The sequence below is a fragment of the Lacipirellula parvula genome, from assembly GCF_009177095.1.
Lineage (GTDB): Bacteria > Planctomycetota > Planctomycetia > Pirellulales > Lacipirellulaceae > Lacipirellula > Lacipirellula parvula.
This window is the reverse complement of record NZ_AP021861.1, coordinates 2,848,878-2,874,233: the sequence shown is the minus strand read 5'-3', so window position 1 is coordinate 2,874,233 and position 25,356 is coordinate 2,848,878. Positions and strand designations below refer to the sequence as shown.

Genomic DNA, 25,356 nt, shown 5'->3' with positions numbered 1-25,356 from the left:
CAGCGTTGACTTCCGCATTCTAAGAGCCCGCCTCAATTCCGCAATGCGAATAGATGGCGTGTTCTGCGCGGCTTACCGGCGCCGCGCCCCCCCGTCCGCCCGGGCGCGGTCCTGCCAGCAGCCGGCTCCCCACTGGCGAAAAACTAGATCGACTCTGGCGGTCGTGCCGATAGTGACGAACGGCGGTACAGGTGCGCACTCTTCGCGCGGCCAGCAGGTCGCGGTGCAGCTGACGCCAATCGACGAAGTCTCGGGGGGGACGTTCGACCGATGCGGGGGGGATTTCGGCGATCGCCGTTACTGACGGGTGTGCTCGTGGCGACGTGCGGCTGCACGCCGATGCGCGAGTACGTCCAGAACGGCTTCAAGGTCGGCCCTAACTATAATAAGCCAGTCGCCCCGGTGGCGGCCGACTGGATCGACGCCGCCGACGTTCGCATCCGCGAGGAATCGCCCCACCTCGAACGGTGGTGGACCGTCTTCAACGACCCGGCGCTTGATGCGCTGATCAACAACGCCGTCAATCAAAACCTTTCGCTGCGTGAAGCGGGCTTCCGCGTAATGCGAGCCCGCGCCGTACGGGCCGTGACCGTCGGCGAGTTCTTCCCGCAGCAGCAAGACGTCGCCGGCGGCTACTCGCGCAACGCGATGAGCAATCAGGCAGCGAACACCGGCTTCCTGCAGGACCGGTTCTTCGATCAATACGAAGGTGGCTTCAACCTCGGTTGGGAACTCGATTTCTGGGGCCGCTATCGCCGGGCGATCGAAGCGGCTGACGCCGATCTCGACGCGTCGGTGGAAAACTACGACGACGTGCTGGTGACAATGCTGGCCGACGTCGCCGCGGCATACGTCGAAGTCCGCACGTTCCAGAAGCAAATTGAACTCGTGCGGGCGAATGCAACGCTGCAAACCGAGACGCTGAAGATCGTCAGCGCGAAATTCTCGGGCGGCATGGTGAGCGAACTCGACGTCGATCAGGCGAAGAGCAACCTCGCTCAGACGCAGGCGCTCGAACCACAGCTAGAAATTCCGCTGCGGCAGGCCGAGTTGCGGCTCTGCATTTTGATGGGCATTCCGCCGACCGATTTGGATCGGATGATCGGCAAAGGGGCGATTCCGACGGCGGCGCCAGCGGTGGCCGTGGGCATCCCCGCGAGTTTGCTGACGCAGCGGCCCGACGTGCGGCGGGCTGAACGCGAAGTCGCCGCGCAGAGCGCTCGCGTCGGCGTCGCGGAGTCTGACCTCTACCCGCATATTGGCATCACCGGCGCCGTCGGCGTGTCGTCGAAAGAATTCAGCAACCTGTTCACAAGCGACGCGCTGCAGGGGACGATCGGCCCAAGCTTCCAGTGGAACGTCCTCAACTATGGCCGGTTGCTCAACGCCGTACGGGCGCAAGATGCGCGCCTCGCTGAGTTGATCGCCTTCTACCAGAACACGGTCTTGAAGGCGAACGCCGAAGTCGAATCGGGGCTTGTGCAGTTCTTGCGTTCGCAGGAGCAGGCGCGATTCCTGAACGAGAGCGTCGACGCCTCGGTGCGGGCGACCAACGTGTCGCTCAAGCAGTACGAGTTCGGCATGATTGACTTCAATCGCGTCGTGCTCATTGAACAGAACCTGGTGCAGCAGCAAGATCTGTATGCTCAGGCGGAAGGCGATATTGCGCTCGGGCTGATCGAGGTCTACCGCGCGCTCGGCGGCGGTTGGCAGATTCGGCTCGAAGCGTCGCAGGGGCCCGTGGCGCTGCCGCCAACTGATGGAGCGGGCGTGGACCAGGCTCCAACAGAGTCGGATCACCCAGAGAATTTGCCGCTGCCTGCGCCAGGTCCTGGGCCGGTCGTGCCGACGCCCCCGGCGGCTGATTCGCGCGGCGGGCCTTCGCTTGTGCAACCGGTAGCTTTAGAACTCGGTTCTTAGCGTGTGACGGAGCCACTACCGGACCGCGTGGCGGTCCGGCTATTTGGGCACTGCTACTAGTGGGGTGGCTCCGCGGCCTTCTTCTTCCGGCCGAAGCGTTCCATCACGTAGAAGAACACCGGCGTCAGGAAGATGCCGAAGAACGTCACGCCGATCATGCCGCTGAACACGGCCGTGCCGAGCGAGTTCCGCATCTCGGCCCCTGCCCCGGTGCCGAGCACCAGCGGTACGACGCCGAGGATGAACGCGAAGCTGGTCATGATGATCGGCCGCAGCCGCAAGCGGCACGCTTCGACCGTCGCTTCGTCGAGCGGCTTGCCTTCCAAATGGAGTTGGTGAGCGAACTCGACAATGAGAATTGCGTTCTTCGCCGCGAGACCGACGAGCACGATGAAACCGATCTGCACAAAGATGTCGACCGGCATCGCGGCGATGAGCATGCCCGTCACTGAGCAGAGCAAGCACATCGGCACGACGAGGATCACGGAGAACGGCAGCTTCCAGCTTTCGTACTTCGCCGCGAGCACCAGGAAGACCAGGATGGCTCCGAGCGCGAAGACGAAGATGCCGACGAGGCCGGCGGAGATTTCGAACGTACCGACGGTAACTGGTTCCTGCTGCATGAAGGCAATTTCGGTCCATTGGAAAGAGAGGCCGAGGTTATCGGCGAGCTCTTCCATCATCTCCATCGCCGTGCCGGAGCTGGTCCCCTGAGCGGGAAGCCCCTGAATCGACGCCGAGGCGTACATGTTGTAGCGGTTCACCATCACGGGCCCGCCGACGTCTTGCTCTTGCATGAGCGTCGCGAGCGGCACCATGTCGCCGAGGCGATTGCGGACGTACAGCTGATTGAGATCGTCGACCTGCGTGCGGAAGCTCGGCTCAGCGAGCAGGTTCACCTGCCAGGTACGGCCGAACTCGTTAAACAAGTTGACGTAGTAACCGCCCATGTAAACCTGCAGCGCGGTGAATGCGTCGTTCATCGCCACGCCGAGCGATTCGCACTTGGTGCGGTCGATGTCGAGATAAATCTGCGGCGTTTCGGCGCGGAACATCGTCGAGACGCCGAGCAAATCAGGATTCTTGGCCGCTTCGGCCACCATTTCGTCGGCATCGCTCTGCAGTTGGTGCAAGTCGATGTAGCCACGCTGCTCGATCTGCATCTTGAAACCGGCCGACGTGCCGAGGCCCTGAATCGGCGGAGCGCGGAAGATGTTGATTTGCGCTTCGGGGATTTCTTGAGCGACGATCGCCCGCAACTTCTCGGCGACCACCGCGTCGTACTCGTCGTGCGAATGGCGTTCTTCAAACGGCTTCAAAATACAGAAGCATGAGCCGAAGTTGCTGGCGTTGGCGCTGAGCAGCACCGACTGGCCGGCGACCGACATCATGTGCTGCACGCCGGGGATGCCGGGCTTGTTTGGGTCGTCGGGATCGCCGAGCGCAAGTTGCGCGAGTTTATCCATCACCGCTTCGGTGCGCTGCACAGACGCCGAGTCAGGCAGTTGCACGTTCACCAGTAGATAGCCTTGGTCTTGCGTAGGAATAAAACCTTTCGGCGCCACGACAAGTTCGTGAGCCGTCAGATAGAGCAACCCGCCGTAGATCGCCAGCACCATCAGGCTCACGCGGATCGAGCGTTTGACGATGCTGCTGTAGCCGTCGGTGATGCGATCGAACAACCGATTGAACGCGCCAAAGAACTTCGCCAGGACGCGGTTCACGGGCAGGATGATCATCTTGCCGACGTAGCCGCCGAGGACGAAGCCAACGGCGAAGTATGCGATCGACATCCCCCAGCCGTGCCCGCCTTCGCCATGCCCATCGGCAGGGGGCGCGTCGTGGCCGAACACGCCGCCCAGGAAGTTGGCGCCGAGCCAGTAAGTGAGCAGCCCGCCGAACAGGCAGAAGATCCACCACGGCAGCGCTTCGCGCATTGGTTCGCCATGCTCGTCGACGTGCTCGGTGCTGAAGACCGACGCCGCCCGCGACGGGGTAAGCGTCATCGCGTTCATCGCGGAGATCACCATCGCCGCGGAGATCGTGAGCGCGAACTGGCGGTAAAATTGACCGGTGATGCTCGGCATAAACACGCTCGGCAAGAACACCGACGACAGCACGAGCGTGATCGCCACGATCGGACCGGTGATTTCGTCCATCGCCTTGATCGTGGCGGTTTTGGCGTCGAGACCGGTCGCCATTTGCCGTTCGACGTTCTCGAGCACCACGATCGCGTCGTCGACGACGATGCCGATCGCAAGCACCAACCCGAACAGCGTCAGGTTATTCAAGCTAAAGCCCATCACCGCGAGCACGGCGAAGGCGCCGACGAGCGACACCGGCACGTCGATCATCGGCAAAATCATCGCCTTCCAATCTTGCAGGAAGAACAGCACGACGATGGCGACGAGGATCACGGCGTCGCGAAGCGTTTTGAACACTTCGTTGACCGACTCCTGAATGAACGGCGTCGTGTCGTAGACGATGCGGTAGTCAAGATCCGCGGGGAAGCTCTTTTTGAGCTCTTCCATCTTTTCCTTGATCTCCTTGGCGACCTTCATCGCGTTGGAGCCAGGTTGCTGGAAAATGGCTAACGCTACCGACGGCATGCCGTCGAGCTTGCAAATCTGATCGTATTGCTGAGCGCCAAGTTCCACGCGCGCGACGTCGCGGAGCCGTACCACCTGCGTCGAGGGACGACCCGTTTGGTCGTTCCCTTGGCTCGTCTTGATGATGATGTCGCCAAACTGATCGGGATCTTGTAACCGGCCGAGCGTGGTGAGCGTCAGCTGAAACTGCTGCCCTTCCGGCACCGGTTGCCGGCCGATCGTGCCGGCTGCGACCTGCATGTTTTGGTTTTGAACTGCCGAAATGACCTCGTTCACCGAGATGTTGCGACTGGTGAGCTTCTGCGGATCAAGCCACGCCCGCATGCTGTAGTCGCGCTCGCCGAGATAGGTGATGTCGCCGACGCCGTCGAGGCGGAAGATTTCGTCTTTCACCTGGATCGTGGCGTAGTTGCTCAGGTAGATGTCGTCGTAGGTGCCGCCGGGCGAAATCAGATTGATCGCGAGCAAAATGCTCGGCGACTTCTTCTTCGTGTTGATGCCTTGCATCTGCACCTGCACCGGCAGTTGCGCCATCGCCCACGACACGCGGTTCTGCACGAGCACCGTCGCCATGTCGAGGTCGGTGCCAAGCTCGAACGTGAGCGTCAAGTTGTACGCGCCGTCGTTGGTGCATTGCGACGACATGTAGAGCAGGCCTTCGACGCCGTTGACCTGCTCTTCGATCGGAGCGGCGACCGCGTCGCACACGACTTGCGCGCTGGCGCCAGGGTACGACGCCGTCACCTGCACCGTCGGCGGCGTGATGTCGGGGTACTGCGCCACCGGCAGCGTAACCACCGAAACGCCGCCCGCCAATAAAATGACGATCGACAGCACCCAGGCGAAGATCGGCCGCTCGATGAAGAATCGGGCTAACATGGCAAACAGGTCGCGAGGGTGGGGAGAACGGACTTAGAACTGGCGGTGCGTCAAAACAATCTGCGAGTCTTGTGAACTGCTAGCCTGAGGCAAGCTTGCCTCAGGTTATTTCGCGGCGGCGGGCTTCGTCGCTGGCGGCGCCGCGGCCTTCGCTTCAGGCTTCGCAGCGGACGTCTCCGCGGGCTTTTCGGCAGGGAGCGTTAGGAGCGTGTCTCGCTCCATCGGCTTCGGCGTTACCTTCGCACCGGGGCGGACCCGTTGCAGCCCCTCGGCGATGATCACACTGTCGGCGGTGATGCTGGGTTCGCTTGGTTCGCCTTCGAGCGCGAACCGCACGCCGGCCGGAGTTCGTTGGATGTTCACCGGGTTAACTACCACCAAACCGTTCGGCTGCTGCGGCCCGAGCGTCACTGGCGAGTACTCGACGACGTTTTCTTTGTTCACCGTGAGCAGGTACTTCTTGCCCTGATCGCTGCCGATCGCGGCTTGCGAGACGATCAACGCGTCGTACTTCGGTCCTAGCGGCAGGCGAATTCGCACGAACTCGCCCGGCTTGAACATCCGCGGGCCGACCGCCGTGAGCAGCGGGTTCGCAAAAATGCCGCGTAGTTCCAGGGTTCCCGTCGAGGGATCGATCTGGTTGTTAATGAAGTCGACCGTACCCGCGTGGGGGAAGTCGTTCCCTTCGTTCGCGAGGCCGAATTCCACCGGCAGCACAGCGCCTTGGGAAGTCGATTGGATCTTCTTCTGCTGGATCAGCCGCTCGGCCCGCAATAGGGTAAGTTCGTCGACATCGAAGTAGGCGTAGATCGGGTCTTGCGAAACGACGGTGGTCAGCAGCGTCTGGTCTTGCGTGACGAGGTTGCCGATCGTTAGCAGGTTGCGGCTGACGATGCCGTCGACGGCCGACACGACGTCGGTGAAGCTGAGATTGAGGGCAGCCACTTCGGATGCGGCTTCAGCGGCAGTCACTTGGGCGGCCGCGGCTTCTTCCGCCGCCTGGTATTTGTCGACGTCTTGTTGGCTGATGGCGCCAGGCGTCTTGGCGACTTCTTTCGCGCGAGCGTTGTCAGCCACTGCGAGTTGCAGCTTCGCCTTGGCTAGCGCCACCTGGCCGTTCGCTTCGTCAAGCTGCGCCTGATAGGGTCGCGGATCGATCTTGAACAACCGGTCGCCCGCTTTCACCGGCTTTCCCGACTGGAAGTCGATGTTCACCAAGTAACCGGTGACGCGCGAACGGACTTCCACCGACTCGACCGCTTCCAAACGGCCGGTGAAGTAGACATAGTCGCCCACCTCGCGACTGAACGGCGTTTCGGTCCGGACGACCGGGGGCGCCGCCGACGGGGGCGTTGCTTTTTCGCGACATCCGGCCAAGACCAGCGTCAGCAAAACGAACGTAAAAATGCGAGCAGTCATGGCTCGTGCGCTAACCGATGGGGAGTTTTGTAAACATCGCGGGTCGGCAAAAATATAACCCGCGCAAGGCGCCCCACGGGAACCTCTTCACAAGAATGCCTAGATGACGCGATGGGCGCAAGCGCTGCGATCGGCGCAACCGTTACGACGCATAGGCTCGTGGCCCCAATACGCAGTTAGGGCGTACGCAATTCACGCGGCAGCACGGGAGTGGCGCCCCGCTGCGAGGCGACAAACGACGCGACGCGGTTCGCCCAGTTGAGAATGGCGAGCGGCGGCAAACCGCGCAGCAACCCGATGACCAGCGCCGCGCACCACGAATCGCCGGCGCCGATGGAATCGGCCCCCGCGACGACTGCGCAGCGCGGCGGAGCGGCAGTTTCGTGGCGGCCTTGTTGCCACAATCGCGCGCCGGCGGCTCCTTCGGTCACTGCGATCGTCGTCAGGTGCGGGAACCGTGCGGCGACGGCTTCGATGAGGGCCGGCAAGTCGCTCGAGGCCCCGCTCGCGACGTTGAGCCCGAGCACTTCAGCCACGATCACGAGCTCGTCGCCGTTCAGTTTGAGCACCGTCGCCAGACGAACTGACGTTTCGATCGTTTCCGGCGTGTAGTGGGGCGCCCGCAGATTGAGATCGCAGACGCGGAGCGCCTGCGGCGTGACTTCGAGCAATTGTCGGAGTGCCGTCCGACTCGCGGCGGTCCGTTGCACGAGCGTTCCGTAGCAGATGGCAGCAGCGCGGGAACCGAGTTCAGCGAGCGCGGGCGTCAGCTCGATGTTGTCCCAAGCGACGCCTTGGCGGATGTCGTAGGCGGGGTGCCCCTCGGAGTTGAGTTCGACCTCGACCGTCCCCGTCGGCAGCGCGGAATCAACCTGAAGCTGATCGACCGCAACGCCTCGCTCCGCGACTTCGCCGCGCAGCCGTTGCCCCAGTGCGTCGTTGCCGACCCGGCTGACCGGCATCGCACGGCCTGCGGAACTGTCGCCGCCGTCGGCTGCCAACAACTGCTGCGCATGGACGGCAAAATTGCACGGGGCGCCACCGAGGATCGCGACGCCGTCGACGACGTCGAACAGGGCCTCGCCAAAACCGAGAATCAGGGGAGGCGTGCGTGGAGAAGAGTTCGTCATGCCCGCCCATTGTGTGGAAATTCAGTCGCAACGCCACCCGGAAGGCGTGGCCCTCCGGCTAGGGGCTACTTGAGCGTGGGGCTCAGCGGTCCGCTCCCCAATGTTGTGCAATCTTTCTGCGAAGGAATGCCACACTCTCGTGAAGCTGCTCCATGCCGTCGACGCCGTCTTCGATGCTAATCCATCCATCGAAGCCGACGCCGCTCAGTTCACTGAAGACGCCGTCGTAGTCGATCATGCCCCGGCCGATGACGCCATGCCGCAGGCGTTTGGCGTAGCCGACCGAGCCCTCCTCGCGCTGCAGATCGGCGAGCGTTCCCTCGGCCAGATAGCGATCGCTCGCGTGCATCGTGACGACGCGATGCTTCACTCGGCGCAGCAGTTCGAGCGGGTCGTCGCCCGCCAGCAGGGCGTTGCTGGGGTCGTAGTTCACGCCGAAGTGGGGCGAGTCGATCATCGCCACCAAGTCGCAGAAGTCGTCCATCCGCTGGGCAAACTCCGGGAACTCCCAGTAGTTGTCCTTGTAGTGGTTCTCGATGATCAGCGTCACGCCCCGCTCCGCCGCTGCGGGGAGGCACGCCTTGATGCAGTCGGCGGCGTAACGCAAGCCGTCCGCACGGCTGACTTCGGGCCGGCGCTGGCCGCTCAGCACGCGGCAGTACCCGCCGCCGAGTTCCGCGCACATCTCGATCCAGCCGCGTTGCTGTTCGATCTGCCGCTGGCGAAAAGCCGCGTCGGGGTGCGTAAAATCGGGCGAGCAGCAGAGCATGGGAATCGTCATCCCCAAGTCAGCGGCAATGCGGCGCGACTCGACCCAGGCCGCGCGCTCGCGCAACTCGAGAAATCCGCTGTAGAACTCGAGGCCGGGGACTTCGAGCGTTGCCGCCAATTCAATCCATTGGCGGATCGTCATGGCGCCAGACAAACAGAGTTCGTCCATGAACGCTTTTGGAAATGCAGCGAGTTGGGGCATCAATCGCCTCGCTTCGTCGGGTTGCGGCCGATGATCGGATACTGCTCCAACTCGACGACGCTGCCGCTAATGGGGCGACTCTCGTCGCTCAGCCAGTAGACCGACGCGGCGGCGATTTCCTCGGGCTTCAAGATCCGTCCCGACGGCGCGAACTGCGGCTCGACCTCGTTCGGCCAATTCTCGGGCAAACCGTCTTTGATCTTCGTTTCGTATTCGTTGGGGGTGAGCACCCAGCCGACGTTGAAGTGGTTCACGCGGATGTGGTCGTAGCAGAGGTAGTCGGCCAGGTTGCGGGAGAGGGTCATCAGCGCCCCCTTCGAGACGCTGTACGCGAGCAAGTTCCCTTCGCCCGTGTAGGCATTGATCGACCCGATGTTGAGCACAGCGCCACGCGACTTTTTCAGGTGCGGGTACGCCGCCTGCACGAGCAGCATCGGGGCGCGGACGTTGATCGCCATCACCTTGTCGAACATCGCGGCGTCGGTGTTTTTTAGTTCGCTGCGAACAACCCACGCGGCGTTGTTGACGATGGCGTCTAACTGCCCATAAGCCTCGATGGCGGCATCGATGAGCTGCGGCGCTGCGGCGGGATCAGCTAAATCGGCGATGGCGAGCGTGGCGCGGTCGCCGAGTTTCGTGACGAGCGCTCGGCCTCGTTCCTCATCACGACCATGAATGAGTACCCGAGCTCCCTCGGCAATCGCCCGCCGTGCAATCGCTTCGCCGATGCCGGTCGTGCTGCCGGTGACGATGATGGATTTGTTTTGGAGTCGCATGAGAGGAGGTGAGTAGGTGTTTAAGTGAGTAGGTGGGGAGCTAGCGTGTTCGGTTCCCGCACTTAGCTGCTCGCCGAACGCTGACAGCTGACCGCTACTGCGGCGTCAGCACCGCCTTGACGATCCGCCCCGAGTGCATCATTTCGAACGCTTCGTGCCAATCGGCGAGCTTCCAGACGCCGCCGGTGATGGGCCGCACGTCGAGCGTGCCGCTGGCGATGAGGTGGATCACGCGCTCCCAAACCGGCCAGTTGTGGCTGAAGCTCCCCTGTAGCGTCACGTTCTTTTGCACGAGCGGATCGAGCGAAAAACCGACCGGCTGCGGGCCCCAGCCGACTTTGCTGATCCAGCCGCCGGGACGCACGACGTCGAGCGCCGTCGCCAGCGCGACCGAAACGCCGGTCGCGTCGACGACGCCGTCGGCGCCGAGGCCGTCAACTTCTCGCGCCCAAGCCGCAGGGTTACCGACAATTGGCTCGCAGCCATACGCACGGGCGACTTCCAAGCGCGTGCGATCGTTCTCCAAGCCGACGATCGCCACGCTCGCTCCGCAGAGGCGAGCCATCGCCGCGGCCAAAATGCCAATCGGCCCCGGGCCAAGCACCACGACGCGATCGCCAGGGCGGATCCGCACGTTGTTCACCACGGCGTTGAACGCCACGCAGCAAGGTTCGGTGAGCGCCGCCTGCTCGAAGGCCATGCCGTCGGGCATGCGGTGCAGAATCCGCGCCGGCACCGGCACGAAGCTCCGCATGGCGCCGTCGATCATCGCCCCGTAACCGCGACGGTTCGGGTCGAGATTGTAGAGTCCTTGGCGACTCAGCGGGCTCGTCGGGTCGATCACCGCCGCCGTCTCGCTGACGACCCGATCGCCTTCTTGCCAACCGCTCACATTGCGACCGACTTCGCGGATGACACCGCAGAACTCGTGGCCCAAGACCACCGGGTAGTTGACTTGCCAGCTCTGCTGAGCGGTCCACATATGGAGGTCGCTGCCGCAGACGCCGACGGCTTGCACTTCGAGCAGCACCTGATCGTCGGCGATCGTCGCGCGGGGGATGTCGCGAAGTTCGACGCTATGGGGCTCGGGCGAGAAGTTGACGAGTCCGAGATCTTGCATGATCTAGCCTGGGTTACTGCCTACTTGGCAACATCGCCGTAGGCGTGCACTTTTTCGCAGATAAGTCGCAGCGATGATTCGAGATCGCCGCTAGCCGTTTTGAACGCATCGGCGTCGATCGTCAGCGGGGCGCCGAGCACCACCAGGGGCGCGCCATACTCGGGAGTCCGCACCGCTTGCTCCAGCGTCAGCCCTCCTACTGCCTGCACCGGCACGCTGCAGGCGGCGACGACTTCGCGGAGTTGGTCGAGCGGGCTCGGCATCGGCAGGCCGCGCGCGGCAATGCCGCGGCGTTCGTCGTAGCCGATGTGATGGATGACGTAGTCGCAGCCGAGGTCTTCCAGACGGCGCGCTCCGGCGACCATATCCTCGCAGCCGAGATTGTCGCCCATCACTTTGATGCCCAGGTCACGGCCAGCCTTCACCACCATGTGGATCGTCTCTTCGTGCGCGCGAGCCATGACGACAACGTGGGTCGCCCCTGCCTTGGCCATCACCTCGGCTTCGAGGTACCCCCCATCCATCGTCTTGAGATCAGCGACGATCGGCACGTCCGGGAACGCAGATCGCAGCGCTCGCACGCCGTGCATGCCTTCGGCGATGATCAGCGGGGTGCCTGCTTCCAGCCAATCGACGCCCGCGCGGATCGCCATCTCGGCGGTCGCGAGAGCTTCGTCAATCGAGAGTACATCAAGCGAGATTTGAACGGTGGCGCGCATCACCGGAAGGTACGGGGGGCATTGCTCGATGTCAACTTCGCCGCAGCGGCGTCAAACGAAGCGCTACGTGCGAGCGTCGCACTGCTACTTGGGCTCCGCGAGAAGCCCGCGCCATGCTCCGGTTTCAGACAACAATGGTCGTTTGCGTTCGCGCGCAGCGTCTTTGCGTCCGCGTTGTGGCGGTTTTTTGGTTTTGAGCGTTGGGTCGCTATACTACGCGCCAGATCCGCGGCCGGGGGCGCGCCGCGGTCACCCCACTCCTCGGCGTTGGCAGCATGCGACTCACCGCTCGTTGGCTTTGGCTGCTCGCGCTTGTTGCGTCTCTCGCCGTTTCGCCCATTCGCGCCCGCGCGCAGGCGCCCCCCGCAGCGTCACCTTCCGCCGACGCTCCACCGACCATCCACGTCGCCGACGGCTTCTCCATTGAGCTCGTCGCCGGCCCGCCACTGGTCGAGCGCCCCATCACCGCCGCCTTCGACGACGCCGGCCACCTCTACGTCGCCGAGTCCTCCGGCTCAAACGATCCCGTCGAGCAACAACTCGCCGAGAAGCCTCACCGCATCGTCCGCCTCACCGATACCGACGGCGACGGCCGCTACGACAAGCGCGTCGTTTTCGCCGACCGGATGATGTTTCCCGAAGGCACGATGTTTCTCGATGGTTCGCTCTACGTTTCGGCCCCGCCGAGTATCTGGAAGCTGACCGACGCCGATGGCGATGGCGTCGCCGAACAGCGCGAGGAGTGGTTCAAGGGAACCCTCACCGGCTGCGCGAACGACCTCCACGGCCCCTACGCCGGCCGCGACGGCTGGATCTACTGGTGCAAAGGCGCCTTCGCCGAGCAGGTTCACCAGGTGAACGGCCGCGAGTTCCGCAGCCGCGCCGCCCACATCTGGCGCAGCCGCCCCGATGGCAGCGGCCTCGAACCGGTGATGACCGGCGGCATGGACAACCCCGTCGACGTGGTGTTCACCCCCAGTGGCGAGCGGATCTTCTCCGCCACGTTTCTCGAAAGCGACGGCCGTCGCGACGGGCTCGCCCACGCCATTTACGGCGGCGTCTACGGCAAGAACCACGGCGTTCTCGACGGCCATCCCCGCACCGGCGAACTGATGCCAGCGCTGTTGCTGATGAACTCCGCCGCCCCTGCGGGCTTGGAAAGTTACGAGTCGAACCATTTTGGCGACGACTACCGCGACAACCTCTTCGTCGCCGAATTCAACACCCGCAAAGTCTCGCGACAGGCGCTCACCCCGGCGGGCAGCACGTTCGCCGCCGCCAGCAGCGACTTCGTCTGGGGCGACAGCGTCGACTTCCACCCGACCGACGTGCTGATGGACGCCGACGGCACGCTGCTGGTCGTCGACACCGGCGGTTGGTACAAGCTTTGTTGCCCGACGTCGCAGCTGTGGAAGCCCGACGTGCTCGGCGGCATCTACCGCGTTCGCCGTGACGATGGTCAGTCGGTTGAAGACCCGCGCGGCCTCGCTATCGACTGGAACCAGCAAACGCCTGCCGAGCTTTGGAAACTTCTCGGCGACGCCCGCCCAGCGGTACGCCATCGGGCGGCACGCTCGTTCGCCCGGCAACGCGATTCGGCCGGCGTCGCCAACTTCCTCGCCAGCCGCCCCGAAGACGAACCGCTGGGCGGGAACATCGCCGACGACTGCGACCAACTCATCGCCGACCTCGCCCGCACTTGGGCGCTCATCCAAGTCGAACGCCCCGCAGCTCAGCAACTGGTCCGCGTTTTACTGAACCATCCCCATCCGCGCGTTCGACAGGCCGCTCTCCACGGCGTCAGTCTCCATCGCGACGGCGCCGCGGCGCCGCAAGTCTTTGCACTCCTCACCGATTCAGACCCCGCCGTCCGCCGCACGGCCGCCGAAGCGAGCGGCAGGCTCGCGGATCCCATGGCCATTCCCCACTTGTTGAACGCCGCCGCGAAGGCTGATGATCGCGTTTTGCAGCATTCAATTACCTATGCTCTCATCGAGCTGGGCGACGCAGAGGCCACCAGTATCGGCATCGTCAGCGATGCTCCTAGCACCATCGCCATTGCGCTACTCGCGCTCGACCAAATGCCTGGCGGTAACCTCGACGCCGGCTACGCCCTCGCCCAGCTTGACGCCCAGAACCCGCAGCTCAGTGTCGCCGCGAATTGGATCGTCACTCACCATCCTGAATGGGGAAGCCAACTCGCTGATTGGTTCCGCCGCGTGCTAGCCACGACTCCCAGCGACTCTGCTCCGCGAGCGGCCAACGACAATACCTCGGACAGAGATAATTTCTCGCTGCTGGTAAAAATGCTCGCCGCTCTGAGCGGCGATGCAAACATCCAAGCGCTCATCGCCGCCACGGCTCAAGACGCCACCGCGCCTCAGCCTGCACGCCTCATCTCTTTGATGGCGATGCAACAAGCCCCGCCCGCCGATGCCGCCGCGTGGTCCGCCGCCCTTGCGGCCATCCTCAGCAGCGACGAGCACGCGTTCCACGCCGCAGCCCTCGCCGCCGCGCGTCGGCAGGCCCCGCAGTCGCCGAACGATTCGCCGCTGCACGTTGCTCTAGTCGAACTTTTTAACAATCCAGGGGCCGCCGCCTCTGAACGCCTCGCCGCCGCGGCCCTCGTCGCGCCGACGCTCCCGTCGCTCAGCGCCCCGCAGTTCGCGTTCCTCACCGGCGCCCTCAACGAAGATTCGCCCAACACCGATCGCACCGCAGCCGCCGACGCCCTCGCCGCTGCGCCCCTCAACCCCGATCAGTTCGCCCAGCTCGTCGCGGCCATCGCCGCGGCGGGGCCGCTGGAGCTGAACAAACTCGTCGGCGCCTTCGCCAAAACCAACGACGCCGCCATCGGCCGCGCCTTGCTCGACGCGCTCGAAGACTCCCCTGCCCTCTCCTCGCTTCGCCTCGATCTGTTGCGAATCACGCTCAAGGACTACGACGCCGCGGTCACCGACCGCATCGCTGCGATCGAAGCGCTGGTGAACGTCGACGCCGCCGCGCAGCGGGCCCGCATCGAAGAGTTGCTCCCGGCGATGGCTTCGGGCGACGTGCGCCGCGGCCACGCTGTCTTCAACAGCGCGAAAGCCTCTTGCTCCGCCTGCCATCGCATGGGCTACGGAGGCGGCGTCACCGGCCCCGAACTCTCCAAAATCGGCGAAATCCGCACCGAGCGCGACCTGCTCGAATCGATCCTTTTCCCCAGCCTCAGCTTCGTCCGCAGCTACGAACCGATGCTGCTCGTCACGAGCGACGGCCGCGCTGTCTCCGGCGTTATTCGCAACGAAACTGAGCACGAGTACGTCATCGCCACCGGCCCGAATGAAGAAGTCCGCTTACCGCGCGACATCGTCGAAGAAGTGCAGCCCAACACGATCTCCGTGATGCCTGCCGGCCTCGACAAACAGCTCACCGTCCAAGAACTTGCCGATCTTGTCGCATTCTTAAAGAACGCCAAGTAAAACTTCACGCGGATCCAACGGCTTCCTCGAACAGACCCATCGACGACAAGCTCCCCCTGGAAACCAGCATGCGTAGCCATCGATTGAGCCTCTGCCTCGCGCTGCTCTCCCTCGCTCTGTGCATCGACGCCTCTTCCGCCGCTGTCAGCAAACGCGTTCTCATCATCGGCGTCGACGGGGCGGGCGGCAGCTACACGCAAACCGCGAACATGCCGAATCTCGACGCCCTCGCCGCGGCGGGCGGGGCTCGTTACGACTGGTTGAACGAGGGCGCCCTCTACGAGAATCCGCCCGAAGGGTACGGCGCCAGCGGGGTTAATTGGTCGACGATCACTACCGGAGCTTCCGCGGCCCATCACGGCGTCATTGACAACAGCTTTGGCGGCAGCCATTTCGATCAATACCCCTTCTTCTTCGAGTATCTCAAGCAGAAAGATCCGTCGCTATACACGGCGTCGATCGTTGATTGGGCGCCGATCAACGACGTGATTCTCGACAAGTCGACCGCGGACCTTTCCGTGCAAGGGGTCGACGACGCCACGGTCGCCAGCACCGCGGTCAACCTGCTCACCAACGGCGATCCCGACGCGATTTTTCTTCACTTCGACCAGGTCGATCACGCTGGGCACAGCATCGGCTGGGGAACCGGCACGTACTACACAGCACTGCAAACTGTCGATGGTCTTATCGGGAACGTGATGGGCGCGCTCAACGCCCGGCCCGGCGTCGTCAACGGCACGGAATCGTGGCTGGTGATGGTGACGGCGGACCACGGCGGGCAGGGACTGTCTCACTACGCGAGCCAGGGGACGATTAACTGGCACGTTCCGTTCGTGATTAGCGGCCCGGCCATCCCCGACGGCGCCGTACTGCCGCAAGGGACGCTGCGGGACGTGGTGCCGACGGCGCTGTGGCACATGGGGGTCGATCCGTTTAGCACGCCCGTCGACGGAAAGGTCGTGGGGCTGACGTTCGGGGCGCCGAACGGGATTGTCGGCGACGTCAACCAAGACGGCATCATCGCCGGCAACGGCAAAGGCCCCGCGGCGAGCGACGACGTTACCGCGTTCGTACAAGGTTGGCTGACCCGCAACCATCCCTCGGTGCTCGAGTCTTACCGCAGCGGCGACTTGAACCTCGACCGCGTCACCGACCTGAAGGATTGGATCATTCTTAATCGTCTCAACCCGGCGATGGCGTCGGCCGCGCTCGCGAGCATTCGCGGCGTTCCGGAGCCCGCCAGTTGCGGACTGGCGGCTTTCGCCGTGGCGGCGCTTGCCGCGTGGCGCCGCAAACTCCGTCGTGCCAGCCGACTGTCGGGCGCTGCGGTGCTCGCAGCAACGGCGGCTACGCCGATCGCGGCGTCGGCGGCGCTCACCGACAATCTGGTCGCGCTGTACGAATTCGACGGCAACTTTCTCGATAGTTCCGGATCGCCGTTTCTCAGCAACGGGACGCCGGTCAACGGCCCCCAGTTCACTGCCGGCAAAATCGGCCAAGCGATGTGGCTGCCGGGAGTGAAAGACTACATGTCGCTCAACCCGGCGACGCTGACGGAACTCAATTTCGGCACGACGACCGACTTTTCCGTTTCGATGTGGGTTCGACAGGACGACTTCGTGAGCGATCCGGCCGTCTTCAGCAACAAGAACTGGGCGACCGGCGACAACGTTGGGATTAACTGGGCCGTCAAAGGGAACGGGGTCTTCGACCTGAATACCCGCGCAAGCGGCGGCAATCGGCTCGACCTCGATACAGCGCAAAACAGCGCCCCGCTCGGCGTCGGCGTCTGGAGCCACGTACTGATGACCATCGATCGCGACGGGCCGACGAAGCTTTACATCAACGGCGTCAACACGGGCACAATCAACCTTTCGTCCCAAGGAACCTTTCAAAGCGGCCTCCCTTGGAACGTCGGGCAGGATGGGACCGGCAACTACGGCCCCGAATTCACCGGCGCCGTCGACGAGTTGGCGATTTGGCGGCGTGCACTCTCGCCGGGCGAGGCGAGCCAACTTTGGAATACCGGCGCGGGAATCGACCTCGGCGCGCAGGTGGTCGATTCGAGGCTGCGGTTGGTGATCGATCGCAACAGCGGCCAGATGACGATTAAGAACAACATGGGAGCCACGCAGCCGATTATCGGCTACCAGATCACCTCCGACGCCGGCGCCTTTAACCGAGCAGGCTGGACGCCAATTGCCGGGCGACTCGATGATTCGGGCAACGGCACCGTCGACGTCGACGATGATTGGGTCGTGTTGACCGCCGCGAACTCGGTGTCGGACTTTAGCGAGGCGTCGCTTGGCGTCGGGGCGCTCGTCAACGGCGCGTCAATCTCGCTCGGCAACGGGTTGTGGGCGAAGTACCACCAAGAAAACAGCGATGTGAAATTCCTGTACGCTGACGGCGTCGGCGACAACCCGCTGGAGGGAATTGTCGAATTCGTCGGCAACGGCGGCTCGGCGTATGTGCGTGGCGACGTCAATTTCGACGGGCGGCTCGATTCGATGGATTGGTCGACGCTTGCAAGTCTCTCCGGCTCGAACTTCGCCGGCAAGTCGACGGCGCAGCGGTATCGCTCGGGCGATCTCAACGCTGACGGGGCCTTCACGATTGACGACGTGCTGCAGTTTCGGCTCGACTTCGACGCTGCCAATGGCGTCGGCGCCTTTGCAGCGATGGTGGCGGGAGTTCCCGAACCGACTGGACTCGGGTTGCTGGCTATCGGTGCGACAATCTTCCTGGGAGTTGGCCGCAAGCGGCCCCTGCGAAGCCGCGTGCGCGGGGCCGCAGCGGCCGCCAGCGTCGCGATGTGCATGCTCGCGATGAACCCTGCTCAGGCGACCGTCTACCTGCAGCAAGACTTCAATGGCGTGGCGCTGGGGCCGAAGGTTGACGAAACGCTCGCCGGGACGAATGTGTGGAGCAAGACGCCTCCTGTGGGTTGGTCGATCGACGACACCGGCATGCCGGCGACGGGCGGAGTGACGGAATGGCGCGGTTGGTCGTTCGCGAGCCCGAGTTGGTGGGCCGCCGCGGCTGAGGATCAGGGGCGTTCGCAGTTCACGAAGGGGACCGGCGCCATCGCCGTCGCCGACCCTGACGAGTGGGACGACATCGCGCACGCCGCCGGGACGTATAACTCGTTCTTGAAGACGCCCTCGATTTCGCTCGCCGGGGCGGGCGCCGGCGCGGCGCGGCTCCGCTTCGACAGCAGTTGGATGCCGGAAGGAGTGCAGACCGCGACGATCACGGTCGCCTACAACGGCGGGGCGCCGTCGGAGGTGTTGCGTTGGGAATCAGAAGGGGGCAACCAAGCGTTTTACAAGCAGGCCAACACGAATGAAACCGTCGTCGTTCCGCTCAACAATCCGGCGGGTGCAACGAGCATGCAGTTGTCGTTCGGCATGACGAACGCCGGAAACAATTGGTGGTGGGCCGTTGACAATCTCGCAGTCTTCACGCCGCTGACGCTGCAGGTCGACGCCCAGTCGGGCGCGATGAAAATCCTCGGCGATTCCAGCGTCGCGCTCACCGCGTACGAGATTTCCAGTCCGAGCGGTTCGCTTAACCCCACGGGTTGGAAGAACGGCAATCTCGACGCCCAGAACGTCGGCACGCCCGTGCCAAGTAGCGCCGACTTCAACGGCGCCGGCGGCGTCAACGCCGCGGACCTTGCGATTTGGAAAACCGCGTTCGGCGCCTCCGCGGGCGGCGATGCGAACGGCGATGGTAAAACCGACGGCGCCGACTTCTTGCGCTGGCAGCGCCAATTCGGTCAGACGAGCGATCCCGCTTCGACGTGGCTCACGCTGCTCGCCAACGACTCAAAGCTCATCGAATCATACCTGTTGGGTAGTTCCACATTTGCGAGTGATCGCGCGATCGGCTCCGGTTATGATGCGGTGCAAGGCGCCCGCGACTTGCAGTTCGTCTATACCACGCTTGCCGGTGAGAAGGCGACGGGCTTCGTTCAGTATGTGAACCTGTCTCCTGTGACGGCTGTGCCGGAACCGTGCGGTGCGGCGCTCATGGCCGTTGGCGGCGTGGCTTGTCTGCTTCGGCGCCGGCATCGTAAGACGCTGTAATCTGCGCGACGCGTTAAAAATTGACTCCCTTCTCGTCTCTTCGCTCGACACTGCCGATGCGTTCCACCATTGCATTGCCTTGCATCTTCGTCCTCTCCTTGGCGACAAGCCTCTGCCGCGGCGAGGCCCCTGCCCCGCCCCGCCCGTTGCCGCAGGCTCATTCGCACAACGACTACGAGCACGACCGGCCGCTGCTCGATGCATTGGACCGCGGGTTTTGCAACGTCGAGGCTGACGTCTACCTCGTTGACGGCAAGTTGCTCGTTGCCCACGATTGGATCGATTTGCGTCCGCAGCGCACGCTCGAAGCCCTCTACCTCGAACCACTCAAGGAACAGGTCGAGAAAAACGGCGGGAAGCTCTTCCCCGGCGATCAACGGCTGACGCTGCTCATCGACTTCAAATCGGACGGCGAGAAAACTTATCCCGTCCTAGCGGCGACTCTCAAAAAGTACGAAGACCTCATTTCCGGCATGCACGACGGCAAGTGGACGCCGCGACAAATTGACGTGATCATCAGCGGCAATCGGCCAATCGAACTTGTAGCGAACGACAAGCAGCGATTGGCAGGACTCGATGGCCGGGTAAGCGATCTCGACGATGCCAACGGCTCCGAGGCCATGCCGCTGGTGAGCGACAATTGGTCATCGCATTTCAAATGGCGCGGCGAAGGGGACTTTCCTGCGGTGGAACGCGAACGATTGAAGACGTTTGTCACGAAGGCCCACGGCCAAGGGCGGCGGCTGCGATTCTGGGGAACTCCTGATACGCCGGAGTTCTGGGGCGTGCTGCAAGGGGCGGGCGTCGATGTCATTGGAACCGATGATCTTGGGGCGCTGCAGCGATATTTGGATCGTGACTAAGCTCGTTCGCGCAGTGGGAAGCCGATCGACTGGTCGCTGAAGCGACCAGTCCGGTGACGGTGGGGAGCGAGTCGGGTAGCGGTTGGTTCGACACGCGGGCGAGTGGCGCGACGCAAAGTGTGTGTGGACGGCTCGATGCTGCGCAAACAGTCCAATAGTTTGCGCTTTCGCCCGACGCCCCTATTTTGTCGGCCCGCGTATGCTGAGAACACGCCTTCGGTTCACGGAGTGATCCCGCCATGCCCCGCCTCCACGTCATCGACAAAATTCAGCAAGTCTTCGAGCGCAAGGGAAGCTCGCTCTACGGGGGCGAAGCGGTCACCCAAGAGCAGCACGCCCTGCAAGCCGCGCATCTGGCCGAAGAGAGCGGCGCCTCGTCCGCGCTGATCGCGGCGGCCCTGCTGCACGACGTCGGCCACCTGCTGCACAGTCTGCCGGACGACGCCCCCGATGAGGGAGTCGACGACGTTCACGAGCGGCTTGGCTACAACTTCCTGCACCGCTGGTTCGGCCCGGAAGTTTCCGAACCGGTCCGCATGCATGTCGAGGCCAAGCGTTACCTGTGCGCGATGGAACCCGGCTACTTTGAAACGCTGAGTCCTCCCTCGGTGCAAAGTCTAGCGCTCCAGGGCGGACCGATGTCGCCGAGCGAGGTGGCGGAATACGAAACGGAGCCGTTTTACAAACAAAGCCTGGTCGTGCGGAAGTGGGACGATTTGGCGAAAGATCCCGAGCGGCAAACCCCGCCGCTAGCCCACTACCTTCCCATTCTTCGCGAAGTCTTAACCACGCCGATGGCGGCCGAGGCGATTCCGTGACTGCGCTCAACCATTCGCTGAACTCGGTTCCGCGTTTCAATGGCCAGCGTCCGCGCGTCGCCGTGGTGGGCGCCGGGATTGTGGGCCTTGCTCACGCCTGGGCGGCGGCGAAGCGGGGGTGGGAAGTCATCCTCATCGAGCGAAATCGACAGGCCCAGGGCGCCTCGATTCGCAATTTCGGGATGGTTTGGCCGATTGGCCAAGAGCATGGCCAGCTCTACCGAACGGCCGTGGAAAGCCGTGGATACTGGCTTGAATTGGCGCGAGAGACTGGCCTGTGGGCGCGCCCGTGCGGCGCCTTGCACCTTGCTTACCGCGACGACGAACTCGCCGTACTCGACGAGTTCGCCCAGATGGCGCCGGCGTTCGACTACGACTGTCGGCTCATTCCGCCGCAAGAAGCGCTCAAAATGTCGGCGGCAGCCAAGGCGGAAGGCTTGCTCGCCGCGCTCTGGAGCCCGACCGAAGTCTGCGTCGATCCGCGCGAAATTATCCGCGAGATGCCGAGTTGGCTCGAGCAGCGCTGGAACGTCGAGCTCCGCTTCGATTCGCCGGTCGAGAAGGTCGATCGGCATGGCGTGGCACTGGCCGACGGCGGTCGGGTGGCTGCCGATCGCGTTGTCGTGGCGGCGGGAACCGATTTCCGGTTGCTCTATCCCGACTTGTTCGCCGAAGCTAATTTCCGGCAATGCAAATTGCAAATGATGCGGACGCCAGTCCAGCCGCGCGGCTGGACGCTGGGGCCGATGCTCGCCGGCGGGCTGACGCTGCGGCACTACGAGGCGTTCGCCGAATGTCCCTCGCTGCCGGCCCTGAAGGCGCGCGTGGCCGCGGAGACGCCCGAGCTCGACAAGTACGGCATCCATGTGATGGCGTCGCAGAACGGGCTCGGAGAGGTCGTGCTGGGCGATTCGCACGAATACGACGCCGAGATCACGCCGTTCGACAAACGCGACATCGACGAGCTGATGCTCCGCGAATTACGGCGGATGATCGATCTGCCCGACTGGACCATCGAACAGCGGTGGCACGGCATCTATCCGAAGTCGCCGGGGCTGATTCAGTATGAGAATCAACCGGAGCCGAACGTCGAGGTGGTGATCGCCTCCGGCGGATGCGGGATGACGATGTCGTTCGGCTTCGCCCATCGACTGTGGGATCGCTGGGATCCGCTCGATGCGCGGCTGCGCACGACGGCGAACGGCACGGTAGAATCACCGGCCTAATCGCGGCGGACGTTCGGTTCGCCCACTCTCCCGACAACAATCGCCGCTGCCAATTCAACTGGCGGGCGCGAGCGATTTGCCCCTTTGCATAGGATCTTCCGCGGAATGAGCACCCTCAACACAGTCCGCCGGCACGTCGGTCCCTTAAAAGCGGTCGTTTTCGATTGGGCGGGGACGCTGCTCGACTACGGCAGCCAGGCGCCGGTACTGGCGGTGGTGAGCGTCTTTCGCTCGTTCGACGTCCCCGTTTCGATTGAGGAAGCGCGCGGCCCGATGGGAATGGCCAAGCGAGACCACCTGCGGACGATGCTCGAGATGCCGCGGATCGCCGCGGCCTGGCAAGAAATCCATCGCGCGCCAGCCGACGAAGCCGCGATCGACAAACTCTACGCTCGCTTCCTCGAGACCCAGAAAACGTTTCTCGCAGATCATGCCCAGCTCATTCCGGGCGCGTTGGAGGCCGTCGCCGATTGTCGCCGGCGCGGCATGCGGATCGGTTCGACGACCGGCTACATCCGCGAACTGATGGAAGTGATCGTTCCCGCCGCGCGTGCACAGGGCTTGGAAGTCGATGCGATGTACTGCGCGAGCGACTTCGCCGAGGGGCGGCCGGCGCCGTGGATGAGTTTTGAGAACGCCCGCACGCTGGGGGTCTACCCCATGGCGGCGATCGTCAAAGTCGACGACACGATCGTCGGCGTCGAGGAGGGTCTCAACGCGGGGATGTGGTCGGTGGGACTTTCCGTATCAGGCAATATGATCGGGCTCAACGAAGCGGAAACGGCGGCCCTGCCAGCCGCGGAATTGGCGGCTAAACGGCGCGCCGCCGTGGAACGAATGGAAGCGAGCGGCGCCCACTTCGTGATTGATTCGGTGGCTGAATTGCCGCAGGTTCTCGACCAGATCGAGAAGTTGCTTGCAGCCGGCGAAACCCCATAGGCGAAGCGAAAGACGATCGCGATTCGCAACAATGGAAGCCGCCAACGGTCTGCGTTGACGCGACAAAAACAACACGAACTCGCACTTCGTTCACCGGCGGAGCCGGTGGCTCTCATGAGTGGACGTCGAATTGCGTTGAGAGTTAATCTCAACACATTTCGGATAGCGATTCCGGTCATGCGCGCTGCTTTTGCCCGCTTCTCGTGGGGCCGGCGTGCGCAATGTGCGAGAGGCTTTTGCGATCGACGCAATTCGGCTTAATCTTTGCGCGGGTCGCGGGGAAAGTTTGTTTCGTTTCTTCAAATATCGTCATTACAATCCGTTCAGCAGCCTGGAATTGGTTCGCATGGTGCGAACCCCCATCGGAATTGCTTGCGGACGGAACAACCGCAGGCAAGGAACTGCATGAGAAGAGGCCGGCGCCTGATTGGGTTGGAGCGGATCCAACGCGCCGCGAAGCCGATGGCCCCAGCAATCCTTTGAGATGCTCCTGGGAGTCGACAATGAGACGACATCTGGCAGTCTTGGCAGTTGCTGGTTCAATGGGCGCAGCGTGTCCTACCTATGCCCAAATTGGAACGATTCTCTATCAAGAAAACTTCGACAGCATCGCGCTCGGCGACAGCGTCAACGAGCGTCGCGGTCCGTTGAGCTTCGCCAATCTCACGGCGCTTGCCACCGACCCGAATTCCGCTCCGCGTCCCAACGCCTATACGCACACCGGTCCCGTCGGCTGGAGCGTCGACAACGATTTCGACAACTACGGCCTGTTTGACCCGACGAACGCTCTCGGCACGAGCGTGATCAGCACCGATCCCGTGCCCGCGCTGCTCTACCGCGTTCCGAATCTCGGCTACGTCGTCGGCAACAAGGGCGTCGGCAACAAAGGTTCGGCCGCGCACGGCGTCGACGAATGGGAAGGCTGGAGCTTCGCCGACAAAACATTTTGGGCCAGCGTCGACGATCAAAGCCGATCGGCGTTCACCAGCGCCATTGGCAACGTCGCCGTTGCTGACGCCGACGAATACGATGACTTGGGCGACGGCTTGGGCGGGAACTACTACAACACCGGCATGACCTCGGCTGCGGTGAACGTCTCCGCCTACGCTGGTCAAAACCTGACGTTCAAGTTCGATTCGAGCTGGCGCGCCGAAAGCTTTGACGACGACCACGTCACCTTGGGCCGTCCCGACAACAATCAAACGGCGATCGTCTACGCCATTTACGACGGCGGCTCGCCGGAACCGATTGATTTCTGGGATTCGGACGCCGGCAATTCGAACGCGGGCGACACAATTCCCGATCGCCCCGCCTCCGACTACTACAAGCCGGATGCGCTCAATGAGAATCTGTCGTACAACCTAGCCATCCCAGTCGGCACGACGAATGTTCAATTCGCCTTCGGCTTCATCAACGCGGCGAACGACTGGTGGTGGGCGGTCGACAATCTCTCGCTGGCGCAAGGCGCCAATCCGGCTTTCTGGACGGAAGGTTTTGAATCGGTGACGCTCGGCCCGAGCACCAACGAGCGGGTCTCGACGGTGGCGGCCTTCGCCAAAGTCACTGGCCTTAATACCGACGCCGGATCGACGCCCTATCCGAACGCCTTCTCGCACACCGTGCCGGCAGGCTGGAACATCGACAACTCCGGCATTCCTGCCGCTGCGATCGGCGACAACAACATCGGCGTGTTTGAATGGGAAGGTTGGAGCGTCACGACTCGCGCCTTCTCGGCGTTCGCGTCGCAGACAAGCCTCAACAACTTCACCAAGGGCAGCGGCAACATCGTTATCGCCGACTCGGATGAGTTTGACGACTTGGCCGGCGCCGACGGCGTCACCAAGCCGATCACGACCGTGCTCGAATCGCCGATCATCGACATCTCCAGCCTGGCTGCGGGAACGTTGGCACTGCAATTCGATTCGAGCTGGCAGGATGAAGAAGGGCAACTCGCCGCCATCACCGTCGATTACGGCGCCGGTGAAGTGATCGTTCTGAATTGGAACTCGATCTCCGGAGATCCGTTGTTCCATGGGACGAACCTGGATGAAACGGTCCTCGTCGATCTCGACAATCCCGCGGGAGCGACCACGGCCAAGGTCCGGTTCAAGTATACCGGCGGCAACAACTGGTTCTGGGCCCTCGATAACGTGCAGATCGGGGCCGCCGTGCCTGAGCCTGCTTCATTAGGCTTGGTAGCACTCGGGTTGGCCGTCGCTGGCGCGACCGCTCGGCGCCGCCGCTAAAGTTCGCCGACATGCCGCTGCATCACGCTGCTTGGCGTGATGCAGCGCATGCGGTATCGCTTGTCTGCATGTTGAGCAGTTCATCGGCATCCCGGCTGGAATACGCCGGCGGGGATGCGACTTGTGTCCCGTGCATTGTGGTTACGCGGTTCAGTCACAAGGAG

The 25,356-nt window shown here is 63.3% G+C and carries 15 protein-coding genes; 8 read left to right on the top strand and 7 right to left on the bottom strand.

Annotated elements, in window-relative coordinates:
* Positions 1-315: 315 nt before the first annotated feature.
* Positions 316-1,920, top strand: a complete 1,605-nt coding sequence (locus PLANPX_RS11260; RefSeq protein ID WP_172991994.1) for an efflux transporter outer membrane subunit — start codon at positions 316-318, stop codon at positions 1,918-1,920.
* A gap of 56 nt (positions 1,921-1,976) precedes the next feature.
* On the opposite strand, the gene PLANPX_RS11255 is transcribed toward PLANPX_RS11260, so the two are convergent.
* The 7 genes from PLANPX_RS11255 to PLANPX_RS11225 form a co-directional block, all read right to left on the bottom strand.
* A complete protein-coding gene (locus PLANPX_RS11255) occupies positions 1,977-5,408 on the bottom strand; it encodes an efflux RND transporter permease subunit (protein WP_152098826.1) in 3,432 nt (1,143 codons plus the stop codon).
* 105 nt (positions 5,409-5,513) lie between these two features.
* Positions 5,514-6,827, bottom strand: coding sequence for an efflux RND transporter periplasmic adaptor subunit (locus tag PLANPX_RS11250; RefSeq protein ID WP_152098825.1), 1,314 nt, complete (start codon positions 6,825-6,827; stop codon positions 5,514-5,516).
* Positions 6,828-7,003: 176 nt separating this feature from the next.
* Positions 7,004-7,957 carry a PfkB family carbohydrate kinase gene (locus PLANPX_RS11245; protein WP_152098824.1) on the bottom strand — a complete coding sequence of 318 codons (954 nt, stop codon included), beginning with the start codon at positions 7,955-7,957 and terminating at the stop codon, positions 7,004-7,006.
* A gap of 82 nt (positions 7,958-8,039) precedes the next feature.
* Positions 8,040-8,930: a sugar phosphate isomerase/epimerase family protein gene (locus tag PLANPX_RS11240; protein ID WP_152098823.1), complete on the bottom strand. Its 891-nt coding sequence runs from the start codon at positions 8,928-8,930 to the stop codon at positions 8,040-8,042.
* Positions 8,930-9,706, bottom strand: a complete 777-nt coding sequence (locus PLANPX_RS11235) for an SDR family oxidoreductase (protein WP_152098822.1) — start codon at positions 9,704-9,706, stop codon at positions 8,930-8,932. The genes PLANPX_RS11240 and PLANPX_RS11235 overlap by 1 nt, the downstream gene beginning before the upstream one ends.
* A 94-nt stretch (positions 9,707-9,800) precedes the next feature.
* Positions 9,801-10,826: a zinc-binding dehydrogenase gene (locus tag PLANPX_RS11230; protein WP_152098821.1), complete on the bottom strand. Its 1,026-nt coding sequence runs from the start codon at positions 10,824-10,826 to the stop codon at positions 9,801-9,803.
* A gap of 20 nt (positions 10,827-10,846) precedes the next feature.
* Positions 10,847-11,545, bottom strand: a complete 699-nt coding sequence (locus tag PLANPX_RS11225; protein WP_152098820.1) for an orotidine 5'-phosphate decarboxylase / HUMPS family protein — start codon at positions 11,543-11,545, stop codon at positions 10,847-10,849.
* 275 nt (positions 11,546-11,820) lie between these two features.
* On the opposite strand from PLANPX_RS11225, the gene PLANPX_RS11220 reads away from it, so the two are divergent.
* From PLANPX_RS11220 to PLANPX_RS11190, 7 genes are all read left to right on the top strand, one after another.
* A complete protein-coding gene (locus tag PLANPX_RS11220; RefSeq protein WP_152098819.1) occupies positions 11,821-15,009 on the top strand; it encodes a PVC-type heme-binding CxxCH protein in 3,189 nt (1,062 codons plus the stop codon).
* Positions 15,010-15,077: 68 nt separating this feature from the next.
* Positions 15,078-19,100, top strand: coding sequence for a LamG-like jellyroll fold domain-containing protein (locus PLANPX_RS11215; protein WP_152098818.1), 4,023 nt, complete (start codon positions 15,078-15,080; stop codon positions 19,098-19,100).
* 56 nt (positions 19,101-19,156) lie between these two features.
* Positions 19,157-19,963: a phosphatidylinositol-specific phospholipase C/glycerophosphodiester phosphodiesterase family protein gene (locus PLANPX_RS11210; RefSeq protein ID WP_152098817.1), complete on the top strand. Its 807-nt coding sequence runs from the start codon at positions 19,157-19,159 to the stop codon at positions 19,961-19,963.
* A gap of 239 nt (positions 19,964-20,202) precedes the next feature.
* Positions 20,203-20,781: a phosphonate degradation HD-domain oxygenase gene (locus tag PLANPX_RS11205; RefSeq protein ID WP_152098816.1), complete on the top strand. Its 579-nt coding sequence runs from the start codon at positions 20,203-20,205 to the stop codon at positions 20,779-20,781.
* Positions 20,778-22,007 carry a TIGR03364 family FAD-dependent oxidoreductase gene (locus PLANPX_RS11200; protein WP_232536377.1) on the top strand — a complete coding sequence of 410 codons (1,230 nt, stop codon included), beginning with the start codon at positions 20,778-20,780 and terminating at the stop codon, positions 22,005-22,007. Before PLANPX_RS11205 ends, PLANPX_RS11200 begins: the two co-directional genes overlap by 4 nt.
* A gap of 105 nt (positions 22,008-22,112) precedes the next feature.
* On the top strand, positions 22,113-22,946 hold the full coding sequence (phnX, locus tag PLANPX_RS11195; protein WP_152098815.1) for a phosphonoacetaldehyde hydrolase: 834 nt from the start codon (positions 22,113-22,115) through the stop codon (positions 22,944-22,946).
* A 503-nt stretch (positions 22,947-23,449) separates the two neighbouring features.
* A complete protein-coding gene (locus PLANPX_RS11190) occupies positions 23,450-25,192 on the top strand; it encodes a PEP-CTERM sorting domain-containing protein (protein ID WP_172991993.1) in 1,743 nt (580 codons plus the stop codon).
* Positions 25,193-25,356 lie beyond the last annotated feature (164 nt).

Excerpts from the sequence above, each read along its gene's own strand:
- PLANPX_RS11255 (WP_152098826.1), bottom strand. The coding sequence starts at position 5,408 with ATGTTAGCCCGATTCTTCATCGAGCGGCCGATCTTCGCCTGGGTGCTG.
- PLANPX_RS11250 (WP_152098825.1), bottom strand. The coding sequence starts at position 6,827 with ATGACTGCTCGCATTTTTACGTTCGTTTTGCTGACGCTGGTCTTGGCC.
- PLANPX_RS11245 (WP_152098824.1), bottom strand. The coding sequence starts at position 7,957 with ATGACGAACTCTTCTCCACGCACGCCTCCCCTGATTCTCGGTTTTGGC.
- PLANPX_RS11240 (WP_152098823.1), bottom strand. The coding sequence starts at position 8,930 with ATGCCCCAACTCGCTGCATTTCCAAAAGCGTTCATGGACGAACTCTGT.
- PLANPX_RS11235 (WP_152098822.1), bottom strand. The coding sequence starts at position 9,706 with ATGCGACTCCAAAACAAATCCATCATCGTCACCGGCAGCACGACCGGC.
- PLANPX_RS11230 (WP_152098821.1), bottom strand. The coding sequence starts at position 10,826 with ATGCAAGATCTCGGACTCGTCAACTTCTCGCCCGAGCCCCATAGCGTC.
- PLANPX_RS11225 (WP_152098820.1), bottom strand. The coding sequence starts at position 11,545 with ATGCGCGCCACCGTTCAAATCTCGCTTGATGTACTCTCGATTGACGAA.
- PLANPX_RS11220 (WP_152098819.1), top strand. The coding sequence starts at position 11,821 with ATGCGACTCACCGCTCGTTGGCTTTGGCTGCTCGCGCTTGTTGCGTCT.
- PLANPX_RS11215 (WP_152098818.1), top strand. The coding sequence starts at position 15,078 with ATGCGTAGCCATCGATTGAGCCTCTGCCTCGCGCTGCTCTCCCTCGCT.
- PLANPX_RS11210 (WP_152098817.1), top strand. The coding sequence starts at position 19,157 with ATGCGTTCCACCATTGCATTGCCTTGCATCTTCGTCCTCTCCTTGGCG.
- PLANPX_RS11205 (WP_152098816.1), top strand. The coding sequence starts at position 20,203 with ATGCCCCGCCTCCACGTCATCGACAAAATTCAGCAAGTCTTCGAGCGC.
- phnX (WP_152098815.1), top strand. The coding sequence starts at position 22,113 with ATGAGCACCCTCAACACAGTCCGCCGGCACGTCGGTCCCTTAAAAGCG.
- PLANPX_RS11190 (WP_172991993.1), top strand. The coding sequence starts at position 23,450 with ATGAGACGACATCTGGCAGTCTTGGCAGTTGCTGGTTCAATGGGCGCA.